18 protein-coding genes, 2 tRNA genes and 1 other RNA gene are annotated in these 18,495 nt (G+C 29.4%); 16 read left to right on the top strand and 5 right to left on the bottom strand.

Going from position 1 to position 18,495, the window contains the following annotated elements; translation table 11 throughout:
- Window positions 1-65: 65 nt before the first annotated feature.
- Both Q5O29_RS05490 and Q5O29_RS05485 read left to right on the top strand, forming a co-directional pair.
- Window positions 66-992 carry a polysaccharide deacetylase family protein gene (locus Q5O29_RS05490; RefSeq protein ID WP_022211979.1) on the top strand — a complete coding sequence of 309 codons (927 nt, stop codon included), beginning with the start codon at window positions 66-68 and terminating at the stop codon, window positions 990-992.
- 117 nt (window positions 993-1,109) lie between these two features.
- Window positions 1,110-1,415, top strand: coding sequence for a hypothetical protein (locus Q5O29_RS05485; RefSeq protein WP_022211978.1), 306 nt, complete (start codon window positions 1,110-1,112; stop codon window positions 1,413-1,415).
- Window positions 1,416-1,442: 27 nt separating this feature from the next.
- Here Q5O29_RS05485 and Q5O29_RS05480 read toward each other — a convergent pair whose 3' ends face one another.
- Window positions 1,443-3,023, bottom strand: coding sequence for a DEAD/DEAH box helicase (locus Q5O29_RS05480; RefSeq protein ID WP_022211977.1), 1,581 nt, complete (start codon window positions 3,021-3,023; stop codon window positions 1,443-1,445).
- A 387-nt stretch (window positions 3,024-3,410) separates the two neighbouring features.
- On the opposite strand from Q5O29_RS05480, the gene Q5O29_RS05475 reads away from it, so the two are divergent.
- Window positions 3,411-4,763: an MATE family efflux transporter gene (locus Q5O29_RS05475; RefSeq protein WP_022211976.1), complete on the top strand. Its 1,353-nt coding sequence runs from the start codon at window positions 3,411-3,413 to the stop codon at window positions 4,761-4,763.
- A 45-nt stretch (window positions 4,764-4,808) separates the two neighbouring features.
- Here Q5O29_RS05475 and Q5O29_RS05470 read toward each other — a convergent pair whose 3' ends face one another.
- A complete protein-coding gene (locus tag Q5O29_RS05470) occupies window positions 4,809-5,534 on the bottom strand; it encodes a 1-acyl-sn-glycerol-3-phosphate acyltransferase (RefSeq protein WP_022211975.1) in 726 nt (241 codons plus the stop codon).
- Between the two features lie 146 nt (window positions 5,535-5,680).
- Here Q5O29_RS05470 and Q5O29_RS05465 point away from each other — a divergent pair, with 146 nt between their 5' ends.
- Both Q5O29_RS05465 and Q5O29_RS05460 read left to right on the top strand, forming a co-directional pair.
- A complete protein-coding gene (locus tag Q5O29_RS05465) occupies window positions 5,681-6,625 on the top strand; it encodes a staygreen family protein (RefSeq protein ID WP_022211974.1) in 945 nt (314 codons plus the stop codon).
- 56 nt (window positions 6,626-6,681) lie between these two features.
- Window positions 6,682-6,756 (top strand) — tRNA-Arg (locus Q5O29_RS05460).
- Between the two features lie 197 nt (window positions 6,757-6,953).
- Here the strand turns inward: Q5O29_RS05460 and Q5O29_RS05455 are convergent.
- Window positions 6,954-7,850: a DUF368 domain-containing protein gene (locus tag Q5O29_RS05455; protein ID WP_302631139.1), complete on the bottom strand. Its 897-nt coding sequence runs from the start codon at window positions 7,848-7,850 to the stop codon at window positions 6,954-6,956.
- 244 nt (window positions 7,851-8,094) lie between these two features.
- Here Q5O29_RS05455 and Q5O29_RS05450 point away from each other — a divergent pair, with 244 nt between their 5' ends.
- The 6 genes from Q5O29_RS05450 (at window position 8,095) to ffs (ending at window position 12,824) form a co-directional block, all read left to right on the top strand.
- Window positions 8,095-9,336, top strand: coding sequence for an HlyC/CorC family transporter (locus tag Q5O29_RS05450; RefSeq protein ID WP_370545596.1), 1,242 nt, complete (start codon window positions 8,095-8,097; stop codon window positions 9,334-9,336).
- Between the two features lie 161 nt (window positions 9,337-9,497).
- Window positions 9,498-9,941: a nucleoside deaminase gene (locus Q5O29_RS05445; protein ID WP_022211971.1), complete on the top strand. Its 444-nt coding sequence runs from the start codon at window positions 9,498-9,500 to the stop codon at window positions 9,939-9,941.
- An 11-nt stretch (window positions 9,942-9,952) separates the two neighbouring features.
- Window positions 9,953-10,723 (top strand): prolipoprotein diacylglyceryl transferase, encoded by a 771-nt coding sequence (gene lgt, locus Q5O29_RS05440; RefSeq protein WP_022211970.1) that lies wholly within the window; start codon window positions 9,953-9,955, stop codon window positions 10,721-10,723.
- A 317-nt stretch (window positions 10,724-11,040) separates the two neighbouring features.
- Complete coding sequence (locus Q5O29_RS05435) at window positions 11,041-12,333, top strand: helix-turn-helix domain-containing protein (RefSeq protein ID WP_022211969.1); 1,293 nt, start codon at window positions 11,041-11,043, stop codon at window positions 12,331-12,333.
- Between the two features lie 133 nt (window positions 12,334-12,466).
- Window positions 12,467-12,556, top strand: a tRNA-Ser gene (locus tag Q5O29_RS05430).
- A 3-nt stretch (window positions 12,557-12,559) separates the two neighbouring features.
- Window positions 12,560-12,824: signal recognition particle sRNA large type (gene ffs, locus Q5O29_RS05425), an RNA gene on the top strand.
- A 248-nt stretch (window positions 12,825-13,072) separates the two neighbouring features.
- Here ffs and Q5O29_RS05420 read toward each other — a convergent pair.
- Window positions 13,073-13,567 carry a dihydrofolate reductase gene (locus Q5O29_RS05420; RefSeq protein ID WP_022211968.1) on the bottom strand — a complete coding sequence of 165 codons (495 nt, stop codon included), beginning with the start codon at window positions 13,565-13,567 and terminating at the stop codon, window positions 13,073-13,075.
- A 23-nt stretch (window positions 13,568-13,590) separates the two neighbouring features.
- A complete protein-coding gene (locus tag Q5O29_RS05415; RefSeq protein WP_022211967.1) occupies window positions 13,591-14,436 on the bottom strand; it encodes a thymidylate synthase in 846 nt (281 codons plus the stop codon).
- A gap of 206 nt (window positions 14,437-14,642) precedes the next feature.
- Between Q5O29_RS05415 and dnaX the strand changes: the two genes are divergently transcribed.
- The 5 genes from dnaX to Q5O29_RS05390 all read left to right on the top strand — a co-directional run bounded on the left by dnaX (window position 14,643) and on the right by Q5O29_RS05390 (window position 18,024).
- Window positions 14,643-16,265, top strand: a complete 1,623-nt coding sequence (gene dnaX / locus Q5O29_RS05410; RefSeq protein ID WP_022211966.1) for a DNA polymerase III subunit gamma/tau — start codon at window positions 14,643-14,645, stop codon at window positions 16,263-16,265.
- Window positions 16,266-16,359: 94 nt separating this feature from the next.
- The gene (locus Q5O29_RS05405; RefSeq protein ID WP_022211965.1) at window positions 16,360-16,704 is read left to right on the top strand and encodes a YbaB/EbfC family nucleoid-associated protein; all 345 of its coding nucleotides are present in this window, start codon (window positions 16,360-16,362) and stop codon (window positions 16,702-16,704) included.
- A 65-nt stretch (window positions 16,705-16,769) separates the two neighbouring features.
- Window positions 16,770-17,366 (top strand): recombination mediator RecR, encoded by a 597-nt coding sequence (gene recR / locus Q5O29_RS05400; RefSeq protein WP_022166920.1) that lies wholly within the window; start codon window positions 16,770-16,772, stop codon window positions 17,364-17,366.
- Between the two features lie 87 nt (window positions 17,367-17,453).
- A complete protein-coding gene (locus Q5O29_RS05395) occupies window positions 17,454-17,705 on the top strand; it encodes a DUF2508 family protein (protein ID WP_022211964.1) in 252 nt (83 codons plus the stop codon).
- A gap of 70 nt (window positions 17,706-17,775) precedes the next feature.
- Window positions 17,776-18,024, top strand: a complete 249-nt coding sequence (locus Q5O29_RS05390) for a pro-sigmaK processing inhibitor BofA family protein (protein ID WP_186835523.1) — start codon at window positions 17,776-17,778, stop codon at window positions 18,022-18,024.
- Window positions 18,025-18,495: the final 471 nt, after the last annotated feature.

The following is an 18,495-nucleotide window of genomic DNA, read 5'->3' as shown; positions in this document are numbered from 1 at the left end:
AAGATTTTAAAATAAAAATAGTGTAAAAAACTTTACACTAACGTAATTAGTATGAGGAGGAATTTATGATAAAAAATAAAAAGAAAAATCTTTTAATTTTAGTTGCTATAATATTAATTATAGGAAGTGTAGTGATTATAAAAGAAATAAATAGCAAGAATAAATATAATTCTATTAAAGCAGAAAAGCAAGAGAGCACAGGTGAGGAAGTAAGTGAAGCTCCTAGTTCTGTAAGTAATGAAGAAGGCAATTTGGAAACAGTAGAGGAAGGAGTAAATGAGAAAGCAGATACAACGGAGGTAAAGTATATAAACATTGCACCAGAAGAAGTGAGAATTCCAATTTTAATGTATCATTCTATATGCGCTGATTATCCTGATAATAGTTTGATGGTAGCACCTGAACTCTTTAATGAACAAATGGCTTGGCTTAATGATAATGGATTTACTACAATGTCTTTAGAAGAGGTATACGAAGCTTTTGAAACAGGTAAGGTACCAGTAAAGCCTGTAGCTATAACTTTTGATGATGGTTATGCTGATAATTATACAGAGGCATATCCTATATTAAAAGAGTACGGTATGAAGGCAACATTTTTTATAATAACCAATAATACAGACAAAGATGGTTACTATATGAGTACAGATATGTTAAAAGAAATGAAGGAACATGGAATGGAAATTGAAAATCATACAGCATATCATTTTGAATTAGGTGGAGCATCACTTGCGGATCAAAAGATGACTATAGAAGATGGAAAAGAATTTCTTAAGGAGAATATTGGAGTAGATAGTAAGTTTTTATGCTATCCAGCAGGTAAGTATGATGATACCACTGTGAGTTTAGATGCACAACTTGGTATTAAGGCAGCGGTAACCACTGAATATGGTTTTGCTAGTATAAATGATGGTTTATATACCTTAAAGAGGGTGAGAATATCACCGATGTCTATGGATAGTTTTAGCAGTATTTTTTCTCCATTTACAGAATAAAAATCATGTGCCATAATTAATTTAATATATTTAGAAATAATAATATTAGATAATAGCTGGCTATTTTTAGTGAAATAATAGATATTTTATTAGGATAACAGTTATGGAGGTAACTATATGGCAAAATATAATAGCACAAATAATGACTTATTAAGAGATTCAAAGAGAAATACAACACCTAAAATATATGGTCTTTTATGTGATTTAGTAAATGATGAAAGGGAAGATTTGGCAGAATTAGTATTAAAGATTGATTATCTTATAGCTTATGCTAGTAATGCAGCAAAAGGCAAAGATTTTCAAGAGGCTAAAGAAACTGTATCTAAAGCTAAGGAAAGAATAAAAATGCTTAAGAGAGAAAATGTAGATGTTTCTCATTTAGAATATTTATTAGAAGGTGTAGAAAAAAAGATAAAGAAGTAAAAATTTCTTTATCTTTTTTTATAAAAATTATTTTCTTTTTCTGCTTTTGTTAGCAACTTCTACATTTACTTTTCTCTTGTTAATTTTCTTTCCAGAGCATTTTTCAAGTATTTGTTTATGAATGCTGTAATCAACATTTACAAATGTGAAGTTTTCTAATATATCTATATCTCTTATTTGACGTCCGCCAACCTTAGCATTATCTTTGATATAGTTTAATAATAATTTTATTGTTAATCCATCTCTCTTACCAGCTGAGAAGAATAATCTAACATCTTCTTTCTTAGGAGAAGCTATTTCGTTGTTTTTGTAATCAAATGATAATTTATTTTTAAATTGGTTTTGTATTAATGATGCAATTACATCTGTTGCATTAAACTTTTCTGTAAGCTCTTCTGCAATCTTTGTAAATCTTGAAGTATCAGTATTGTCTTCAATTATTGTACTTACTTCTTCTAAAAGTATAGCAAATTTGTTATTGTAAATTTCTTCAACTGTAGGTACAGATTTTTTTACTATATTACTATTAGTTACTTTTTTAATTTGATTTAAGAAACCAAATTCTCTTGGTGAAATTATGCTGTAAGCAGTACCAGTTCTTCCTGCTCTACCAGTTCTACCAATTCTATGAACATAAGATTCAATGTCTTGTGGTAATTCATAGTTAAATACATGAGTTACGCCATCAACGTCGATTCCTCTAGCAGCAACATCTGTTGCAACTAAGAATTTTAATGATCCGTTCTTAAATTTAGCTAAAGTCTTCATTCTTTGAATTTGAGACATATCTCCGTGCATTCCTTCAACCATATATCCTCTGCTTTGCATAGATGAAACTAAATCATCAACACCTTTTTTTGTTTTACAGAAGATGATACCAGCAGATGGATTATCGAAATCTATTAATCTGCATAAAGTTTCAAACCTTTCATTATTATTAACTTCAAAAAAGTTTTGAGTAATTGTTGAGCCAGTCAATTCTTTTCTAGCAATAGCAATATGTACAGAATCTTCTTTTAAATATTTCTTAGTTAATTTTTTGATTTGAGAAGGCATTGTTGCTGAGAATAAAAGAGTTTGTCTTTCTTCAGGAATACTCTTCATTATTTCTTCCATATCATCAATGAATCCCATGTTTAACATTTCATCAGCTTCATCTAATACTAAGAATTCAACTGAATCTAAAGGTAAAGTACCTCTTCTTATATGGTCTAAAACTCTTCCTGGAGTTCCTACAACTATGTTAGCTTTCTTTATGTCTCTTATTTGGTTGTGTATTGGTGCACCACCGTAGACAGCAACTACGTTTAATTTTTCATATTTTGCAAGCTTAACTAATTCATCGTGAACTTGTATAGCTAATTCTCTTGTTGGTGCTAAGATAATTGAACTTATTGCCTTTCTATTAGCTATGTTGTTTAGCATTGGAAGTCCAAAAGCAGCTGTTTTTCCAGTACCTGTCTGAGCTTGGCCAATGATATCTTGCCCGTTTAAAGCTACTGGAATAGCTTCGGCTTGGATATCTGATGGAGTAGTAAAGCCTAAATCTGTTATAGCTTTTAATAATCCCTCTTTCAATCCTAAGTCATTAAATGTTAATTTTGTCATATAGTATCCTCTTTCTTTTCAATATATTTTTATTTATAAATTTTAATCTACTAATTAAAATAATTATTCAGCACAACTATTTTTATAACTTATCTTAGTATATAGTAAAACAATAATTTATGCACTAAGTATTTATTGTAAAAATTAAAAAATACTAAAACTTAGTAAATAAAAATGAGTTTATTTGCATAAAAATAAAAAAAATAAGTGTTTATATAGTTGACAAGTAGGAGAAAATAGTTCAAAATATCAAATTGAAAATAGTAATTATGAGACAGTATGAAATTATTGTATATTGTGTTATTTTATCAATAGAGCAGATGGGCGGCTTAAATACTACCCATTTGCTCTATTTTTTTAAAAGAAAATTGTGAAAGGTGAGAAAAAATGGGAAAAATTTTAGAAGATAAGGTATTTTTAAAAGCAATGCTTACATTGGCAATTCCTATTGCATTACAAAATTTAATAACAACGTCATTAAATCTAGTGGACAACCTCATGATTGGTAAATTAGGAGAAACTCCTATAGCAGCAGTAGGATTAGCAAATCAATATTTCTTTATATTTACTTTATGTATAATGGGTATAAATGCAGGAGCCAATATATTTATGGCTCAGTTTTGGGGTAAGAAAAATGTTAAAGACATAAAGAAGATGTTAGGAATTGATATTACTATTGGATTTATTGCAACAATGATATTTGGTTTGGCAGCCTTTGTTTTTCCTCATAAAATAATGGGAATATTATCAAATGATATTGAAGTAATACAGTTAGGTTCACAATATTTAAGGATTGTAGCTATAAGTACAATATTTGTTAACTTAAGTCAATGTCTTTCTTCAGCACTAAGAAGTACAGGACAGCCATCTATACCTATGTATGCTAGTTTAATAGGTGTTTTATGTAATGCAGTATTAAACTGGGTATTTATATTTGGTAATCTTGGAGCACCAAAAATGGGGGTGGCAGGAGCAGCTTTAGCAACGACCATTGCCAGAATAATAGAATTTATATATATTCTTGGTAATGTTTATATAGGTAAGAATATAGTAGCAGCAAAGGTAAGAGAATTATTTGATTTTAGTTTTAAAGATATAAAAGGTTATTTTAAGGTTTCAACTTCTGTAATTTTAAATGAGCTTGTATGGTCGCTAGGTATGACAGCTTATACAGTATCATATTCATTTATTGGCACAAGAGCTGTAGCTACAATGCAAATAGCAAATACGTTAAATAATATGTTTATGGTTATTTGTACAGGCTTAGGTGCAGCAGCAGCCATAATTATAGGAAATAAAATTGGAGCAGAAGAAGAGGAAGTAGCTATAGATTATTCTAAAAGGATTAGTATTCTTGCACCGATTGCAGGGTTTATTTTAGGAATAATAATATGGATAGCAGCACCATTAATAGTGAAACCTTTTGATGTAAGTGCAGAAGCATGTGCAGATACTATTAGAGTATTAAGAATAATGGCAATTTTTTCAGCTTTAAGATTCTTTAATACAGTATTGATAATAGGTGTATTTAGAGGTGGCGGAGATACTTTATATACAATGCTAGTACAACTTGGTACAGTTTGGTTTTATGCAGTACCAATAGCCTTTTTTGCAGCTATAGTATTAAAGATGCCAGTGGAAGTTGTATTTTTCCTAATCTGTTCTGAGGAACTTGTTAAAGTATCATTTAGTATTTCTAGATTGAAGTCATGTAAGTGGATTAAAAATGTTATAAACTAAAAAATCTGTATAAGGGAATTTATAATTTTCCTTATACAGATTTTTTTATTGTTCAGGTAGCTTACTAGCTACAATTTCTTGAATTTTTGCTGGTAGCTCTTCTAATTCTTCCTTAGATAAGCCATTAGTTTCAACCATTTTATGTATATAGAAATCTACAGTGCCTTTTTTTATCCATGATCCATTACCATGTTCCATGATCTTGTATGAACCATTAATAGTGATAGGTATTATAGGACACTTTGATTTTGTGGCAAGTTTAAAGCTTCCTGCTTTAAATTCTGCCATCTTAGTACCTTTACTTCTAGTTCCTTCTGGGAAGATAACCATTGAAAATCCCGCTTTTAAGTTTTTTATACCTTTAATAATAGCTTCCCCAGATTTTCTTATGCTTAATCTATCCATAAATACACAATGCATAGCATTCATCCAGCCTGTAACTAGAGGGATTTTTTCTACTTCAATTTTTGATATAAAGCCTATTAAATTAGGAATTGAAGTTAAATATATTGGTATATCAAAGTTTCCTTGATGATTTCCTACAAATAGTACAGTTTTGTCTTTTGGAAGATTTTCTAATCCATGTACATTTACATTTACTCCTGCAACTTTAAGTAATGAATTTGCCCATATACGAGTACATTTATTAGTTAGATTATTGCTTTCTTCCATTCGTCCTTTTTTAGCTAAATATTTAACTCTTAGAAGGAAGGGAATACTTATAATTAAACTTAAGAAAAACCATATAAACCAAATAATCGTTCTTATCATAATAATTCACTCCTATTATATTAGTACATTTTTCAGTATACTATAAATTTATTATGTATTCAAAAGATGTGCGTAGAAAGAGCATAAGCAAAGTTAGGAGTTTTTCATATATTATCAATGAAGATAATTTAATAGAGGTTATGAATTTGAGTGATTTTAATAAAGAAAAATTGAACATTGTCTTTGCTGATGATATAGATAATGATGGAGCAATAATACCTAGAAGATATACTTTAACTCATAGTGATGAAACAGGAGAATTGTTTTTAAGTATAGGAAAATATTATGATTATAGCAAGGTAAGTGGATTAAGAGATGAAGTCTTAGGATGCTGGAGTTGTGATGAGAATAACTTATATTATTTAAGATTGGAAGTGCTTTTAGATACTTGTGGTGATGAAGAAAAAATAGCCATAAGAAATAAAATTTTTAGAAATGAATTACCAATGGTGATTAAAGCAATAATATATGGTGATAGGGAGTTTTTTTTAATTCATAAGGAATTATATGGAAGCAAGGTAATTGTTAAATTTAAATCTAGTAATAAGACTTATAATGCTGTAGAACATTGGGGATATGTAAAAGATTATAAGGTAAAAGAAGCTTATGAATGTAGGTATTATAATGACAAGAATAAGGATATCATGAGTAATACTGTTGAAAAAAAGGCTAGTAGCCAAGAAAATATCAGTATGGAAAAATTCCAACCTATAGATATGGAAGAAAACTTAGTTAGTTATCCAACACCATTTGCACCTAGAATGAAGTATGCAATTCCAGTTAATCCACAAATTAATCTACAAAATAGATGTTCAATCATTGAAGGAGCTTTAATGGATATGCTTTTTCCTTATATAGAAAATCAGGTGTTTTTAACTTTTGGTAAAAATACTCCTTTTTGCTTAAGGCAAGGAAGAATTTTAAATGCAAGGGTTATATCTAGCTATGGACCATGTAGGCAGCAATATGAAATAGTAGTGGGAATAAAGGCAGGAAGAGTACCTACACCATATGATAATCTCATAATAACATTTTTAATTAACAATAATAGAGTTACTGTAAAATCATCAAAAAATCCTAGATTTGAATAATAGAAGAAATTGACATAACAAAAAAGTTATAATAAAATAGTTATTGTAGTGGATATGCTCCTATAGTTAAATGGATAGAACAATCCCCTCCTAAGGGATAGATACAGGTTCGATTCCTGTTGGGAGTACCACTTTTTTTATTGAAATTTGATAATTGATAATTATTAGATGGGGCTGTCGCATTAAGAATAAATACTACAATATATTGTGTTGATTTTTATTTTTCAAAACAATATATTGTGTATAAAAATTTTAGTGCGACAGGCCTTTTTTAATGGAAAAAATTCAGCCCTAAAGCTGAATTTTATCATTAATTATTAATTTTTAACTATTTAGCTCTCTTTTCTAGTAAGTCTTTTCCTTTTTCAAGTCCTAAAAGAATAGCTCCACCAATAATGAAATATATAAAGCTAAATGTGCTTAAGGTCATAGCTGGTTTAGCTACTTCTAAAGTTGTAGGTCCCATAAATACTGCGTATAGAGAACCTATCATAAGTCCTAAAATTAAATAAATCATTTGTGATCTATGTCTCTTTAACTCAATTTTTATTATTTTAATTGTTGAAACTATACCTGTTATAACTCCAAGTCCAAATATAACTAGTACAGGTACGTATTCAAAATTAAAAGTAAGAAATTCTTTTATTGCATTTATTATTCCTGTATAAAGACCAAAGATTAATAGTAATGTAGAACCTGATATACCAGGAAGAACCATAGCTGATATTGCTATCATTCCAGCCACAAAAACAAAAATCCCAAGTCCTATAGATAATCCGCTTATTGAAAGGTTTAATCCACCTTCAGAGCCAGCGGCAGGGTTAAAATAAGTTATAAGTGCAACAATTGCCACACCAATAATAGTAAAGATTATATTTTTATACTGTCCAACTATTGAATCTTTCTCTTGTTTAATTATCATTGGTATTGCTACAATGATAAGTCCTGTAAATAATGAACTTATGGCATAAATGTGATCATTAAAAATAGATGATAAGAATACTACAGAAAGTCCTAGTCCTATTATCCATCCAAAGCCAAGTTTAATTAAAAATATTAAAGCTTTTTTCTTTTCTTCCCATGGATCTTTAGAAACTAAAGTATTTAGAGAGTTTATGAAATCATCATAAAAACCTAATATGAAAGCTATAGTACCACCTGATACTCCAGGAACACTATCTGCTAAGGACATACAGAAGCCTCTAATAAAATTAAGAATAATCATAATTCACCTCAAATTGTAAAAAATTAAAATAAAAAGGAATAAAGTTCCCTTTAATTAAATATTATAATTGTATTGCTATAAATATAAAAGTTAAAAATTTTTAACAATATAAATAATTGTTAAAGTTTTCTTAAACAGCAATATTGTAAATTTTATGTTTATTTATTATGGTAAAATATACAATGAAAATTTAAGTTATGATATAATTAAATAAAAATTGATTAAAACATAGGAGTGTGATTTGATTTTGGACACCGGTGTTCAGATAACGATACTTATAATTCTACTTTTTCTATCAGCATTTTTCTCAATGTCAGAGACAGCTTTGATGTCTTTAAGCAAGATAAGAGTAAGACATATGGTGGAAGAAGGAGTTAAGGGAGCTAAGTTAGTTGAAAGGCTAATAGAAGACCCCAACAAATTATTAGGAGCAATATTAATAGGAAATAATATAGTAAATATAGGAGCATCATCTTTGGCAACATCAATTGCAGTAGCTAAATGGGGCGAAGGTGGAGTTGGAATAGTTACATTAGGACTAACAGTAATAGTATTAATTTTTGGAGAGATAACACCAAAATCAATAGCAAAGCAAAAGTCTGAAAGTGTATCACTTGCTGTAAGTAAATTTATTAATATAATTGTTAAGCTATTAAAGCCTTTCATTATATTATTTACAGGAGTTTCTTCAATATTTATTAGATTATTAGGTGGAGATCCTAAAGCTAATGAGCCATTTATAACTGAAGAGGAAATTAAAACCATGGTTGGTGTAAGTGAAGAAGAAGGAGTTCTAGAAGATGTTGAAAAAGAAATGATTTTCAATGTTTTTGACTTTGCAGACGCTCAGGTAAAAGATGTTATGGTTCAAAGAGTAGACATAATAGCAGTAGATTTAGAAGCAAGCTATGATGAAGTGTTAGATGTGATTAAAAAAGAGCAATTTTCTAGAATACCGGTATATAATCAAACTATTGATGATATAGTGGGAATATTAAATGTAAAAGACTTAATTATGGCAGAGCAGAATAAAGAAAAGTTTAAGGTTTCTGATTACATGCGAGAACCAAATTATACTTTTGAATTTAAAAAGATTGCTGAATTATTTAAAGAAATGAAGAAAACGAGAAATCATATAGCTGTAGTCTTAGATGAATATGGTGGAACTGTTGGTATTGTCACTATAGAAGATTTAATTGAAGAAGTATTTGGCGATATAGAAGATGAATATGATGATGAAAATAAGGAAATTGAAGTTATCAAAGAAGATGAATATATTGTTGATGGAAGTGCTAAGCTTGATGTTGTCAGTGAACTTATAGGAGTAAACATGGAATCAGAGGAATTTGATTCTGTAGGCGGTTTAATTATTGGGGAATTAGGAAGGTTCCCTGAGCAAGATGAAGAAATAGTTTTAAATAATATTAAGTTTAAAGTAGAAGAAATAGACAAAAATAGAGTTAAAAAAGTAAGGATTTTTACTTGATAAACATTGGGGCTGTTGCATTTTTGCAACGGCCTCAATGTTTATTAAAAATGTAGAATGAAAAATTTAAAATTATGTTTGAAAGACTTTCAGAAATTTTTTTAAAAATATATTTTTAATTCTTAGATTTTACATTTTTAATTTATAAAGGAGGTGTTTTTTTGGATTATATGAAGATAGCCTTAGATGAGGCTAGAAAGGCACTAAATAAGGGAGAAGTGCCTGTGGGTGCAGTGATTGTAAAAGATAATGAAATAATAGCTGTAGCTCATAATTTAAAGGAAACTAATAAAAATGCTATGGCTCATGCAGAAATGATAGCTATTGATATGGCCAGTAAGGTTATAGGTGATTGGAGGCTTAATGGATGTGAGATGTATGTAACTTTAGAGCCTTGTGCCATGTGTACATCAGCAATTGCTCATGCAAGGATATCAAAGTTATATATAGGAAGTTTTAATAGGGATATGGGTGCTTGTGGTAGTATATTAAACCTTTTAGATTATAAAATGTTTAATACAGAAGTGAATGTTAATTGGAACTATGATGAAGAATGTAGTAAAATATTAACAGAATTCTTTAATAGTAAAAGAAAAATAAAATAGGTGGTGAGGAAATGAATCCAGTAGCTTTTGAAATTTTTGGATTACAGATCAGATGGTATGGGATAATTATTGCAGGAGGAGTATTAGCTGCATTTTTATTATCAAGTGTACTAGCAAAGAAAAAGGGAGTGTCATTTGATGATATAGTTGATGCATTCATATGGGCTTTTCCGATAGCAATAGTAGGTGCAAGGGCATATTATGTAGCATTTGAGTTTAAAAACTTTGATTCATTTGCAGATATGATTAATATTAGGACTGGTGGACTAGCTATACATGGTGGTCTTATAGCAGGAATAATTACAGCGTATATAGTATTAAGGATTAAAAAGGTTAATTTTTGGGAATACATAGATGTTGTTATACCGGCAGTTGCATTAGCACAAGGAATAGGAAGATGGGGTAATTTCATGAATCATGAAGCCCATGGTGGTGCTGTTTCATCAGATTTTATAAGTAGATTCCCTGAATTTATACAAAAAGGAATGTTGATAAATGGATCATATTATCATCCGACTTTCTTATATGAATCTGTTTTTGATGTATTAATATGTTTAATATTAATTTACATCCTATTTAAAAAGAAAAAGCAGCATGGAATTGTTTTAGGAGCTTATTTGATCCTCTATTCTTCTGCTAGATTCTTTATTGAAGGGCTTAGAACGGATAGTTTAATGTTTATGGGCCTTAGAATAGCCCAAGTTATAAGTATAGTGGGAATAATTTTAGGGGCAATTATAATATTTATATCTATTAAGAAAGCCAAAAGTAATAATATATAATATTTAACTTTTTTTTAACCTCTGGAGGAATAAGTAGATTTTATCTTTAAAATCTATTTATTCCTCTATTTTTTTATAGTTTTAATAATAAAAAAACAAAAAGTAAAAAGAATATTTTACTTTTTAACAGAAAAATTAATAAAAAGTCGTTTTTTGACTAAAATATGGAATATAATAACAAAAATCATTAATAAAATTAATAGTAAAAAATTAAAAAATAAAAAGGTAAATAAAATAATTTACTTTTTAAAAGGGTATGATATACTTAATTTTGCGCTGAAAAAGCAATTTTTAAGTGTGGGAAAGGATGCAGAAAGATGGATTATGGTGAAATTTTATCTTCAGGAAAGAAAATAAAGAGAATAAGAAAAGAACTTGGGCTTAAACAGCATGAAATTACTAAGGGAGAAGTTACCCGTAATTTAATAAGCATTATTGAAAATGACAAGGCAGCTTTAACTGAAAAGGTAGCTAAAGTAATAGCTGATAATATTAATATGGCTTGTAGTGAGCAAAATATAGATTATCATGTAAGTGCCAAATACCTTTTAGAAAGTGAAGAGTATCAGGCTGAAAGAGTTGTGGATAAGTATTTAGAAAACTTGTCTGTGGATAACTTGCAGATAGTAGATGAAATTGAAGAGTTCTTAATTATTTACGACCTTACTGATAAAAAAATAAGTATATATGAAAAGATTGGTGATCTTTATAATGATATAAAGGACTATTATAAAAGTTATACATATTATATAAAGGCTTTTGAAAGCATTAAAAAAGATAAGATTGATGATAGGGCAGCTATTTTAATTTTAAAGTTAATTAATTGTTGCAAAGTTAATGATAAATTCAAGGAAGCTTTAGAATTTTGTAAGCTACCACTAAAAAATGAAACTTTTATTTCTATGGACATAAAGTTAGAGCTTTTATTAAATAAGGCAGAAATACTTATGTTACTTAAGGAATATGATTATTCCTTAGATGAAATTGAAAGCATTGAAGAATTTACTGAAGAATTTACTGAAGAATATTTATTTGATTTAAATATATTGAAGGGACAATGTTACAGAGAAAATAAGTACTATAGGGATGCTTTAGAGGTTTATAGGAGTCTTAAAGTAAAAATTGAAAACTTAGATAAAAATAAGATTCTTTACATAAATATAAAAATAATAGCAATATACATTTTGCTTAGAGATAATAGGAATATTAGAAAGTATATTGATGAATCTCTAATGCTCATAAGTTCTAAGAGAGGATTATATAAGGAAGAGAAGGGAGCAGATATTTTTTCTGGTTTAGCTAAAGGTTTTAAATTTATTAATGAAGATGAGAAGGCTGCAGAGTATTATAATCATGCTATTTATAGTGCAAAAAGAAATAAGCAGTATACAATACTCCTTGATTCACTAGAAAATTTATTTGAAATTTATGAAAAGAAGAAAGATATTGATGAAATAGACAATATAAAGAATGAACTTTTAGAATTAATATCTACTAAGGCTCTAAATAATGAAAATAAAATGATATTTAAAGTCATAGGATTTTATAATGTTATGGATGATAAAGAGAGTATTGAAGGAATTGTTAGCTTTATTTTAAATCATCAATAAATTTCGGGAAAAAAATCAAGAAAATCTTTCTATTGAACAACTAAAAGAATTATGTTAGAATGTAAAAGTATAAAAAGTAAATATAATTTTATAGAGCTTTTTATACTTTATATTTTATCAGTATAAATATTATGGAGAGATGTCCGAGTGGCCGAAGGAGCACGCCTGGAACGCGTGTATAGGGGAAACTCTATCGTGGGTTCAAATCCCACTTTCTCCGCCAATGCCGTGCTAGATGGGGAGTCAGCGGTGCCCTGTAACCTGCAATCCGCTATAGCAGGATTGAATTCCTCACCTAGGCTTTAATCTATATGGTCTGCCCCTTTGCAAGTGATGTTGAGGGTTGGGTCCCATGCGACGTAAGACTGTGAACCTCGTCAGGTCCGGAAGGAAGCAGCGATAAGCAGCCCCTGCGTGTGACATGGATAAATCTTGCCTGAGTCAACTACAAAGGTAACGCATATAGATTTCTGTCAAAGTGAGGTGCACGGTTCTACATATACCTTTCTTTTTGGAAAGAAAGGATTTTTTAATGTTTAGAACTTTTTAGTTATAAGTTTAAAAACTTATAAATTTTGTGTGACTAGCAGCATCATATGTTGTTTATTAAATAGTCAATTAATTTTGGTTACTCTTCAATAGGATTAACAATATAGGACAAAAAACAATAGGACAGAAAAATAGGGAAGCTTCATCTGAACTTATGAAGTCTTCCCTACTTTTCTATCTTTTTTTAAGTTTAAGCTTTTTTTATATAATTAATAAATTTATACTGTAATCCATCTTTAGCGTTAGTTAAGATATGTGAAGAATAATCCACAGCCCAATTTTCTAAATCAATCTGTGGAAAACTTGTATCACCTGAGAAATCTTTTAGTACTTCCGTTAAATATATCTTATCTGCATGTGGTAAAAATTCTTTATAAATTTCTCCACCGCCAATTATAAAAGCTTCCACAGGGGAATTTTTATAATTGTTGATAATTTGGTCAGCGTTGTGGATAACTTCTACATTTTCATTATCCACAGAAAAATTTTTATCTCTAGTCAAAATTATATGCTTTCTATTAGGAAGCACTCCAGGAAGTGATTCAAAAGTTTTTCTACCCATAATTATGGTATTGCCGCTTGTTATTTCTTTAAATCTTTTTAAATCGTCAGAAATATGCCATAAAAGTTTGTTATTTCCGCCAATTATATTATTTTGAGCCTTGGCTACTATAATGGAAATCATTTTTACACCTCTTCTTTATTTTACTATATTCCTAAATCAAATTTTAATTGAGGCTTAACTGGTTCGTAATCTATAAGTTCAAAATCATCAAGAGTGAAATCATAGAAATTAGTCTTGCCTTCTTTAAGTATTAATTTTGGCTGTTTTTCACTAGGTGTTCTAGAAAGAAGCTCTTTAGCTTGATCAATATGTCTGTCATAAATATGTAAGTTATCTACAACATGCATAAATACACCTGGCTTTAAGCCTACATGTCTAGCTACCATCATCAGTAAGGCTACATACTGCATTTTATTTACATGTCCAGCTACAAGATAATCTGACGACCTTTGGTGTAATGTCATATCAAGATATTCGCCTCTGGCAGACCAAACAGTTAGAAATGCACATGGATGAAGCCCGGCAGTTTCTTCGAAGTCAGCATATTGATAAAGATCAATGATGTGTCTCCTTGTGTATGGTTCATTAGTAAGCCCATCTAATAACTTATTCATTAAGTCATATTTTTTTACTGTAGCACCATATCTTTGGCCAATGGTATTTGTGTTATCCACTTCCCAGTCTCGCCACCACATGATATTATGTTTTTCTTCCAAAACAGATAAATCATTGCTTTGATCTTGATATATCCATAATATTTCCTTTATAGCAGATTTTATAGCTATAGGTCTAAGAGTTGTAATAGGAAATTCACCTTTGCTAATATCATATTTTTCTACTATTTGATTAACGTAGATTGTATGAGCAGGTGTTCCATCCTTATAAATAGGTCTGATTTTATGTCCAACAGTACTTGTTCCATTATTTAAAATGTCTTGTATGTTTTCAATAAAAATCTTATCAGCTTTTGATACATAATTTGTTGTCATATGCTCACCTCAAAAATGTTAAATTATAAAATTTAAGTATAACATTCTTTTAAAAATTTGAAAATTTCAGTAGTATTTTTTAGTAGAATATTGCCTAAAATTATAGATAATATAGTAAACTGTTTGAGATAAAAGGAATTATTTATTTTCACAAAAACTAGTGTATAATAATAATTAAAGTTTATAAAAAAAGAGAGGTAAGAGATTTGGCATATACTGCTTTATATAGAGAATGGAGACCAAGTACATTTTATGATGTAGTAGGTCAGGAACATATAACAACTACATTAAAAAATCAAATACTTAATAATAGAATAGCCCATGCTTATCTTTTCTGTGGAACGAGAGGTACTGGTAAAACATCTACAGCAAAAGTTTTTGCTAAAGCATTAAACTGTTTGAATTTGCAAGATGGAGAGCCATGCAATGAATGTGAAATGTGTAAAAAGATAAATAACGGACTTGCTATTGATGTAACAGAGCTAGATGCTGCTTCAAACAATGGTGTAGATAAAATCAGAGATATTATTGATGATGTTAAATATCCTCCGCAAGAAGCACGTTTCAAGGTATATATAATGGATGAAGTTCATATGCTTTCAGTAGGAGCTGTAAATGCATTTTTAAAAACTTTAGAGGAGCCACCTGCAAATGTAATATTTATTTTAGCTACAACAGATCCTCAAAAGTTACCTATTACCATTCTTTCAAGATGTCAGAGGTTTGATTTTAAGAGAATTAATAAAAATGATATAACTGCAAGACTTAGAAAGATAGTTACTGAAAAGGGAGTTATGGCCGATGATAAGAGTTTAAATCTTATTGCTAGAGTTTCAGATGGAGCTATGAGAGATTCTTTAAGTATATTAGATCAAGCAATATCTATGGGGAACGGAGCTGTAGAGTATTCATCTGTTGTTTCTATGTTAGGACTTGTAACTAATGAATATCTTTTTACTTTAACTAATAATGTTATAGAAAGAAATATTGAAAAATGTATTTCAACTATTGAAGAAATAATTACTTCAGGTAAGGATGCTTATTTATTTATTAAGGACCTTATTGAACACTATAGAAATCTTTTAATGGCAAAAGTAACTAATAATGCAGAAGAAGTTCTTGATATGTCAGAAGAGAATATTGCGCTTATTAAGGAGCAGTCAGCAAGACTAAGAGCAGAAGAAATAATGAGATGTATACGAATATTACAAGAAGCAGAAGGTAATGCTAAGGTTAGTAAGCAGGCTAGGCTTTATTTAGAACTTTCCATAATAAAAATGTGCAAAATTGAGTATGATACATCAAGTGAAGTTATTTTAACTAGGCTTAATAGATTAGAAGAAAATTTAAAGAACGGAAATATAGCTGTAGCTGTTAAGGAAGGAGTTATGGCTGAAGCTACTAGTATGAAAAAAGCAGCAACACCTGCAAGTAAAGCTACTAAATCTGTAAATACAGAATCATCTGCCATTGGAAATGCTAGTTCTAGGTTGACTATCAATGAAGTGCAAAGAGCTTGGAAGGATGTATTAGAAAGGTTCAAAGCTAAAAGAGCAATGATTATTTATGCATCTATATTAATGGGAAGGCCCATTTCATGCAGTAATGGTATTATAACAGTTGAATTTGATGAAGATTATAAGCTTAGTGCAGATAGATTAAATAAGGCAGAAAATAAAGTAGTAGTAAATGAAGTATTTTCTGAAGTATTTCAAGAAAAATTAAATGTACAGTTTGTATCTAAAGAAAAAAACAGCAATGAGCAAAATGCAGAAGATGTTTTGATGAATGCCTTTGGTGAAGGATTAGTAGATATACTTGATGAATAATGGTAAAAAAATAAGATAAATACTTTATTCTAGTAAAAACTATAAAAATACTTTATAATATGAATAGACTTTTTATTTAAGAGGAGGATTTTTTATGGCAAGAGGAGGATTTCCAGGCGGCTTCGGCGGAGGAAACATGAATAACTTAATGAAGCAAGCACAAAAGCTTCAAAAGGAAATGGAAGAAATGCAAAAAAACTTAGAAAACAGCGAATATGAAGCTTCAGTAGGTGGCGGAGCTGTTGTCGTAAAAGTTAGCGGTAAAAAAGAAGTAACATCAATTAAAATAAAAGAAGAAGTTGTAGATTCAGATGATGTTGAAATGTTAGAAGATTTAGTTCTTAGTGCTGTAAATGAAGCATTAAAGAAAGCGGAAGAAGCTAGTTCAAATCAAATGGGAAAATTAACAGGTGGATTAAACATACCTGGATTATTTTAAATTTATTAAAGGGCATGCAAGGAGACTTGCGTGCCTTAAAAATTATGAATGGAAGGATGAATTAAATGGATTTTTATCCAGTTGCTATAGAAAAGCTAATTGAAGAATTTGCAAAATTGCCTAGTATAGGAAAAAAGACAGCTCAAAGATTGACATTACATATATTAAATCTTCCAGAAGATGAAGTGAAGGAATTTGCCACAGCTTTAGTTAGGGCTAGAGGTACAATAAAATACTGTTCTATATGTGGAAACTTTACTGAAACGGATCCTTGTCCAATATGTAGCAATCCAAGTAGAGATAAGAGCGTAATATGTGTTGTGGAACAACCTAAAGATATTATGACTATGGAAAAAGTTAAAGAATTTAATGGAACATATCATGTACTGCACGGTAATCTTTCTCCAATGCAGGGAAGAGGGCCTCAAGATATAAAGATAAGAGAACTTGTGGCAAGGATGAATGCTGATGTAAAAGAAGTTATTATTGCTACAAATCCTAATGTTGAAGGAGAAGCTACAGCAATGTATATTTCTAGAATACTTAGACCTCTTGAAGTTAAGGTAACGAGAATTGCTTCAGGGCTTCCTGTTGGAGGAGATTTAGAGTATGCTGATGAAGTTACTTTATCTAAAGCATTAGAAGGAAGAAAAGAAATATAAAATGAAGACTTTCTGAATAAAATTTAAATATATGGAAATAAATAGAATAAATATTTTTAATTTCTATTTAAATTTTAGGAGGGAGTTATGAATAAGGGCAAAATTTTAAATTTTATACTGGCAAGGTATGAATATGAGGATACTTTAGATGATGAGCTTTTAGAGTCTATTAGGGAAACAATAGAAGAAATGCAAATAGCCCAATGTATGTTCAATTATGTAAATGACCCTAAATTAATTGAAGCTGCCATATATAGAGAAGATGCAGCAAAGAAAAAATTTGAATATCTTTTATCGCTAGCTAAAGAGAAGCAAATGAATAAAAAGATAGATATGTAATGAATTTTTTTAAATTATGTAGCATAATAATAAGTACTATATAGGGGGAGAAAGAGGGGAAGGTTAAATGATAAGTTTAGATATGATGGTATATGCATTAATTGGATTGGCATTATTGTTCTTAATAATAAAATTACTTAAATGGCCATTAAAGATATTAATTAATGGTATTTTAGGAATTATATTATTATATATATCAAATATAGTGGGAAGTTATATAGGGTTTGTGCTACCTATTAATGCAATATCAGCACTTGTAGCAGGTTTTTTAGGCATACCAGGAATAATATTTTTAATATTATTTCAATTTTTTGTATAATTTAATGATTGTTAAAAAAACAGGAAGGGAGCCTTTTTAGGTTCCCTTATAAGTTAAAACAGATATGAATTAAAGAAATAAGTTGTTAATGAATGAAAACTCTATATATTAAGTAATTTATGCACAAGGTAAAAAAGTGATACAAAAAATTTAGGTGTAAGCACTACATCCGCTTACACCTGTTTAATATGTGGATAATTTAACTTAAAAGCAAAGAAATTATCTACAATAATAACTTGCCCATTATTTATAAAAATATGCACAATTAATGTTATAATTTAAGAAGAAAAGTAAGTTAATATATAATTGTAGGATATTATGTAATATGAGGTGATAAAGATGCCAGCAGGCAATGGAGTAAATTGTTTATACTGCCCAGAAAGAGAAGTAGGTAGATGTGAAGGTAATGATACAGGATGTTTATGTTTTAAATGTCCAAGACATTTAGGACAATGCAGATGTGTGAAGTAT

It is taken from the genome of Clostridium sp. CAG:265, assembly GCF_000436575.1.
Classification (GTDB): domain Bacteria; phylum Bacillota; class Clostridia; order Clostridiales; family Clostridiaceae; genus Clostridium; species Clostridium lentum.
The sequence above is the reverse complement of the archived record's forward strand: the minus strand, read 5'-3'. Positions and strand labels throughout refer to the sequence as shown.

Excerpts from the sequence above, each read along its gene's own strand:
- Q5O29_RS05490 (WP_022211979.1), top strand. The coding sequence starts at position 66 with ATGATAAAAAATAAAAAGAAAAATCTTTTAATTTTAGTTGCTATAATA.
- Q5O29_RS05485 (WP_022211978.1), top strand. The coding sequence starts at position 1,110 with ATGGCAAAATATAATAGCACAAATAATGACTTATTAAGAGATTCAAAG.
- Q5O29_RS05480 (WP_022211977.1), bottom strand. The coding sequence starts at position 3,023 with ATGACAAAATTAACATTTAATGACTTAGGATTGAAAGAGGGATTATTA.
- Q5O29_RS05475 (WP_022211976.1), top strand. The coding sequence starts at position 3,411 with ATGGGAAAAATTTTAGAAGATAAGGTATTTTTAAAAGCAATGCTTACA.
- Q5O29_RS05470 (WP_022211975.1), bottom strand. The coding sequence starts at position 5,534 with ATGATAAGAACGATTATTTGGTTTATATGGTTTTTCTTAAGTTTAATT.
- Q5O29_RS05455 (WP_302631139.1), bottom strand. The coding sequence starts at position 7,850 with ATGATTATTCTTAATTTTATTAGAGGCTTCTGTATGTCCTTAGCAGAT.
- lgt (WP_022211970.1), top strand. The coding sequence starts at position 9,953 with ATGAATCCAGTAGCTTTTGAAATTTTTGGATTACAGATCAGATGGTAT.
- Q5O29_RS05435 (WP_022211969.1), top strand. The coding sequence starts at position 11,041 with ATGGATTATGGTGAAATTTTATCTTCAGGAAAGAAAATAAAGAGAATA.
- Q5O29_RS05420 (WP_022211968.1), bottom strand. The coding sequence starts at position 13,567 with ATGATTTCCATTATAGTAGCCAAGGCTCAAAATAATATAATTGGCGGA.
- Q5O29_RS05415 (WP_022211967.1), bottom strand. The coding sequence starts at position 14,436 with ATGACAACAAATTATGTATCAAAAGCTGATAAGATTTTTATTGAAAAC.
- Q5O29_RS05405 (WP_022211965.1), top strand. The coding sequence starts at position 16,360 with ATGGCAAGAGGAGGATTTCCAGGCGGCTTCGGCGGAGGAAACATGAAT.
- recR (WP_022166920.1), top strand. The coding sequence starts at position 16,770 with ATGGATTTTTATCCAGTTGCTATAGAAAAGCTAATTGAAGAATTTGCA.
- Q5O29_RS05395 (WP_022211964.1), top strand. The coding sequence starts at position 17,454 with ATGAATAAGGGCAAAATTTTAAATTTTATACTGGCAAGGTATGAATAT.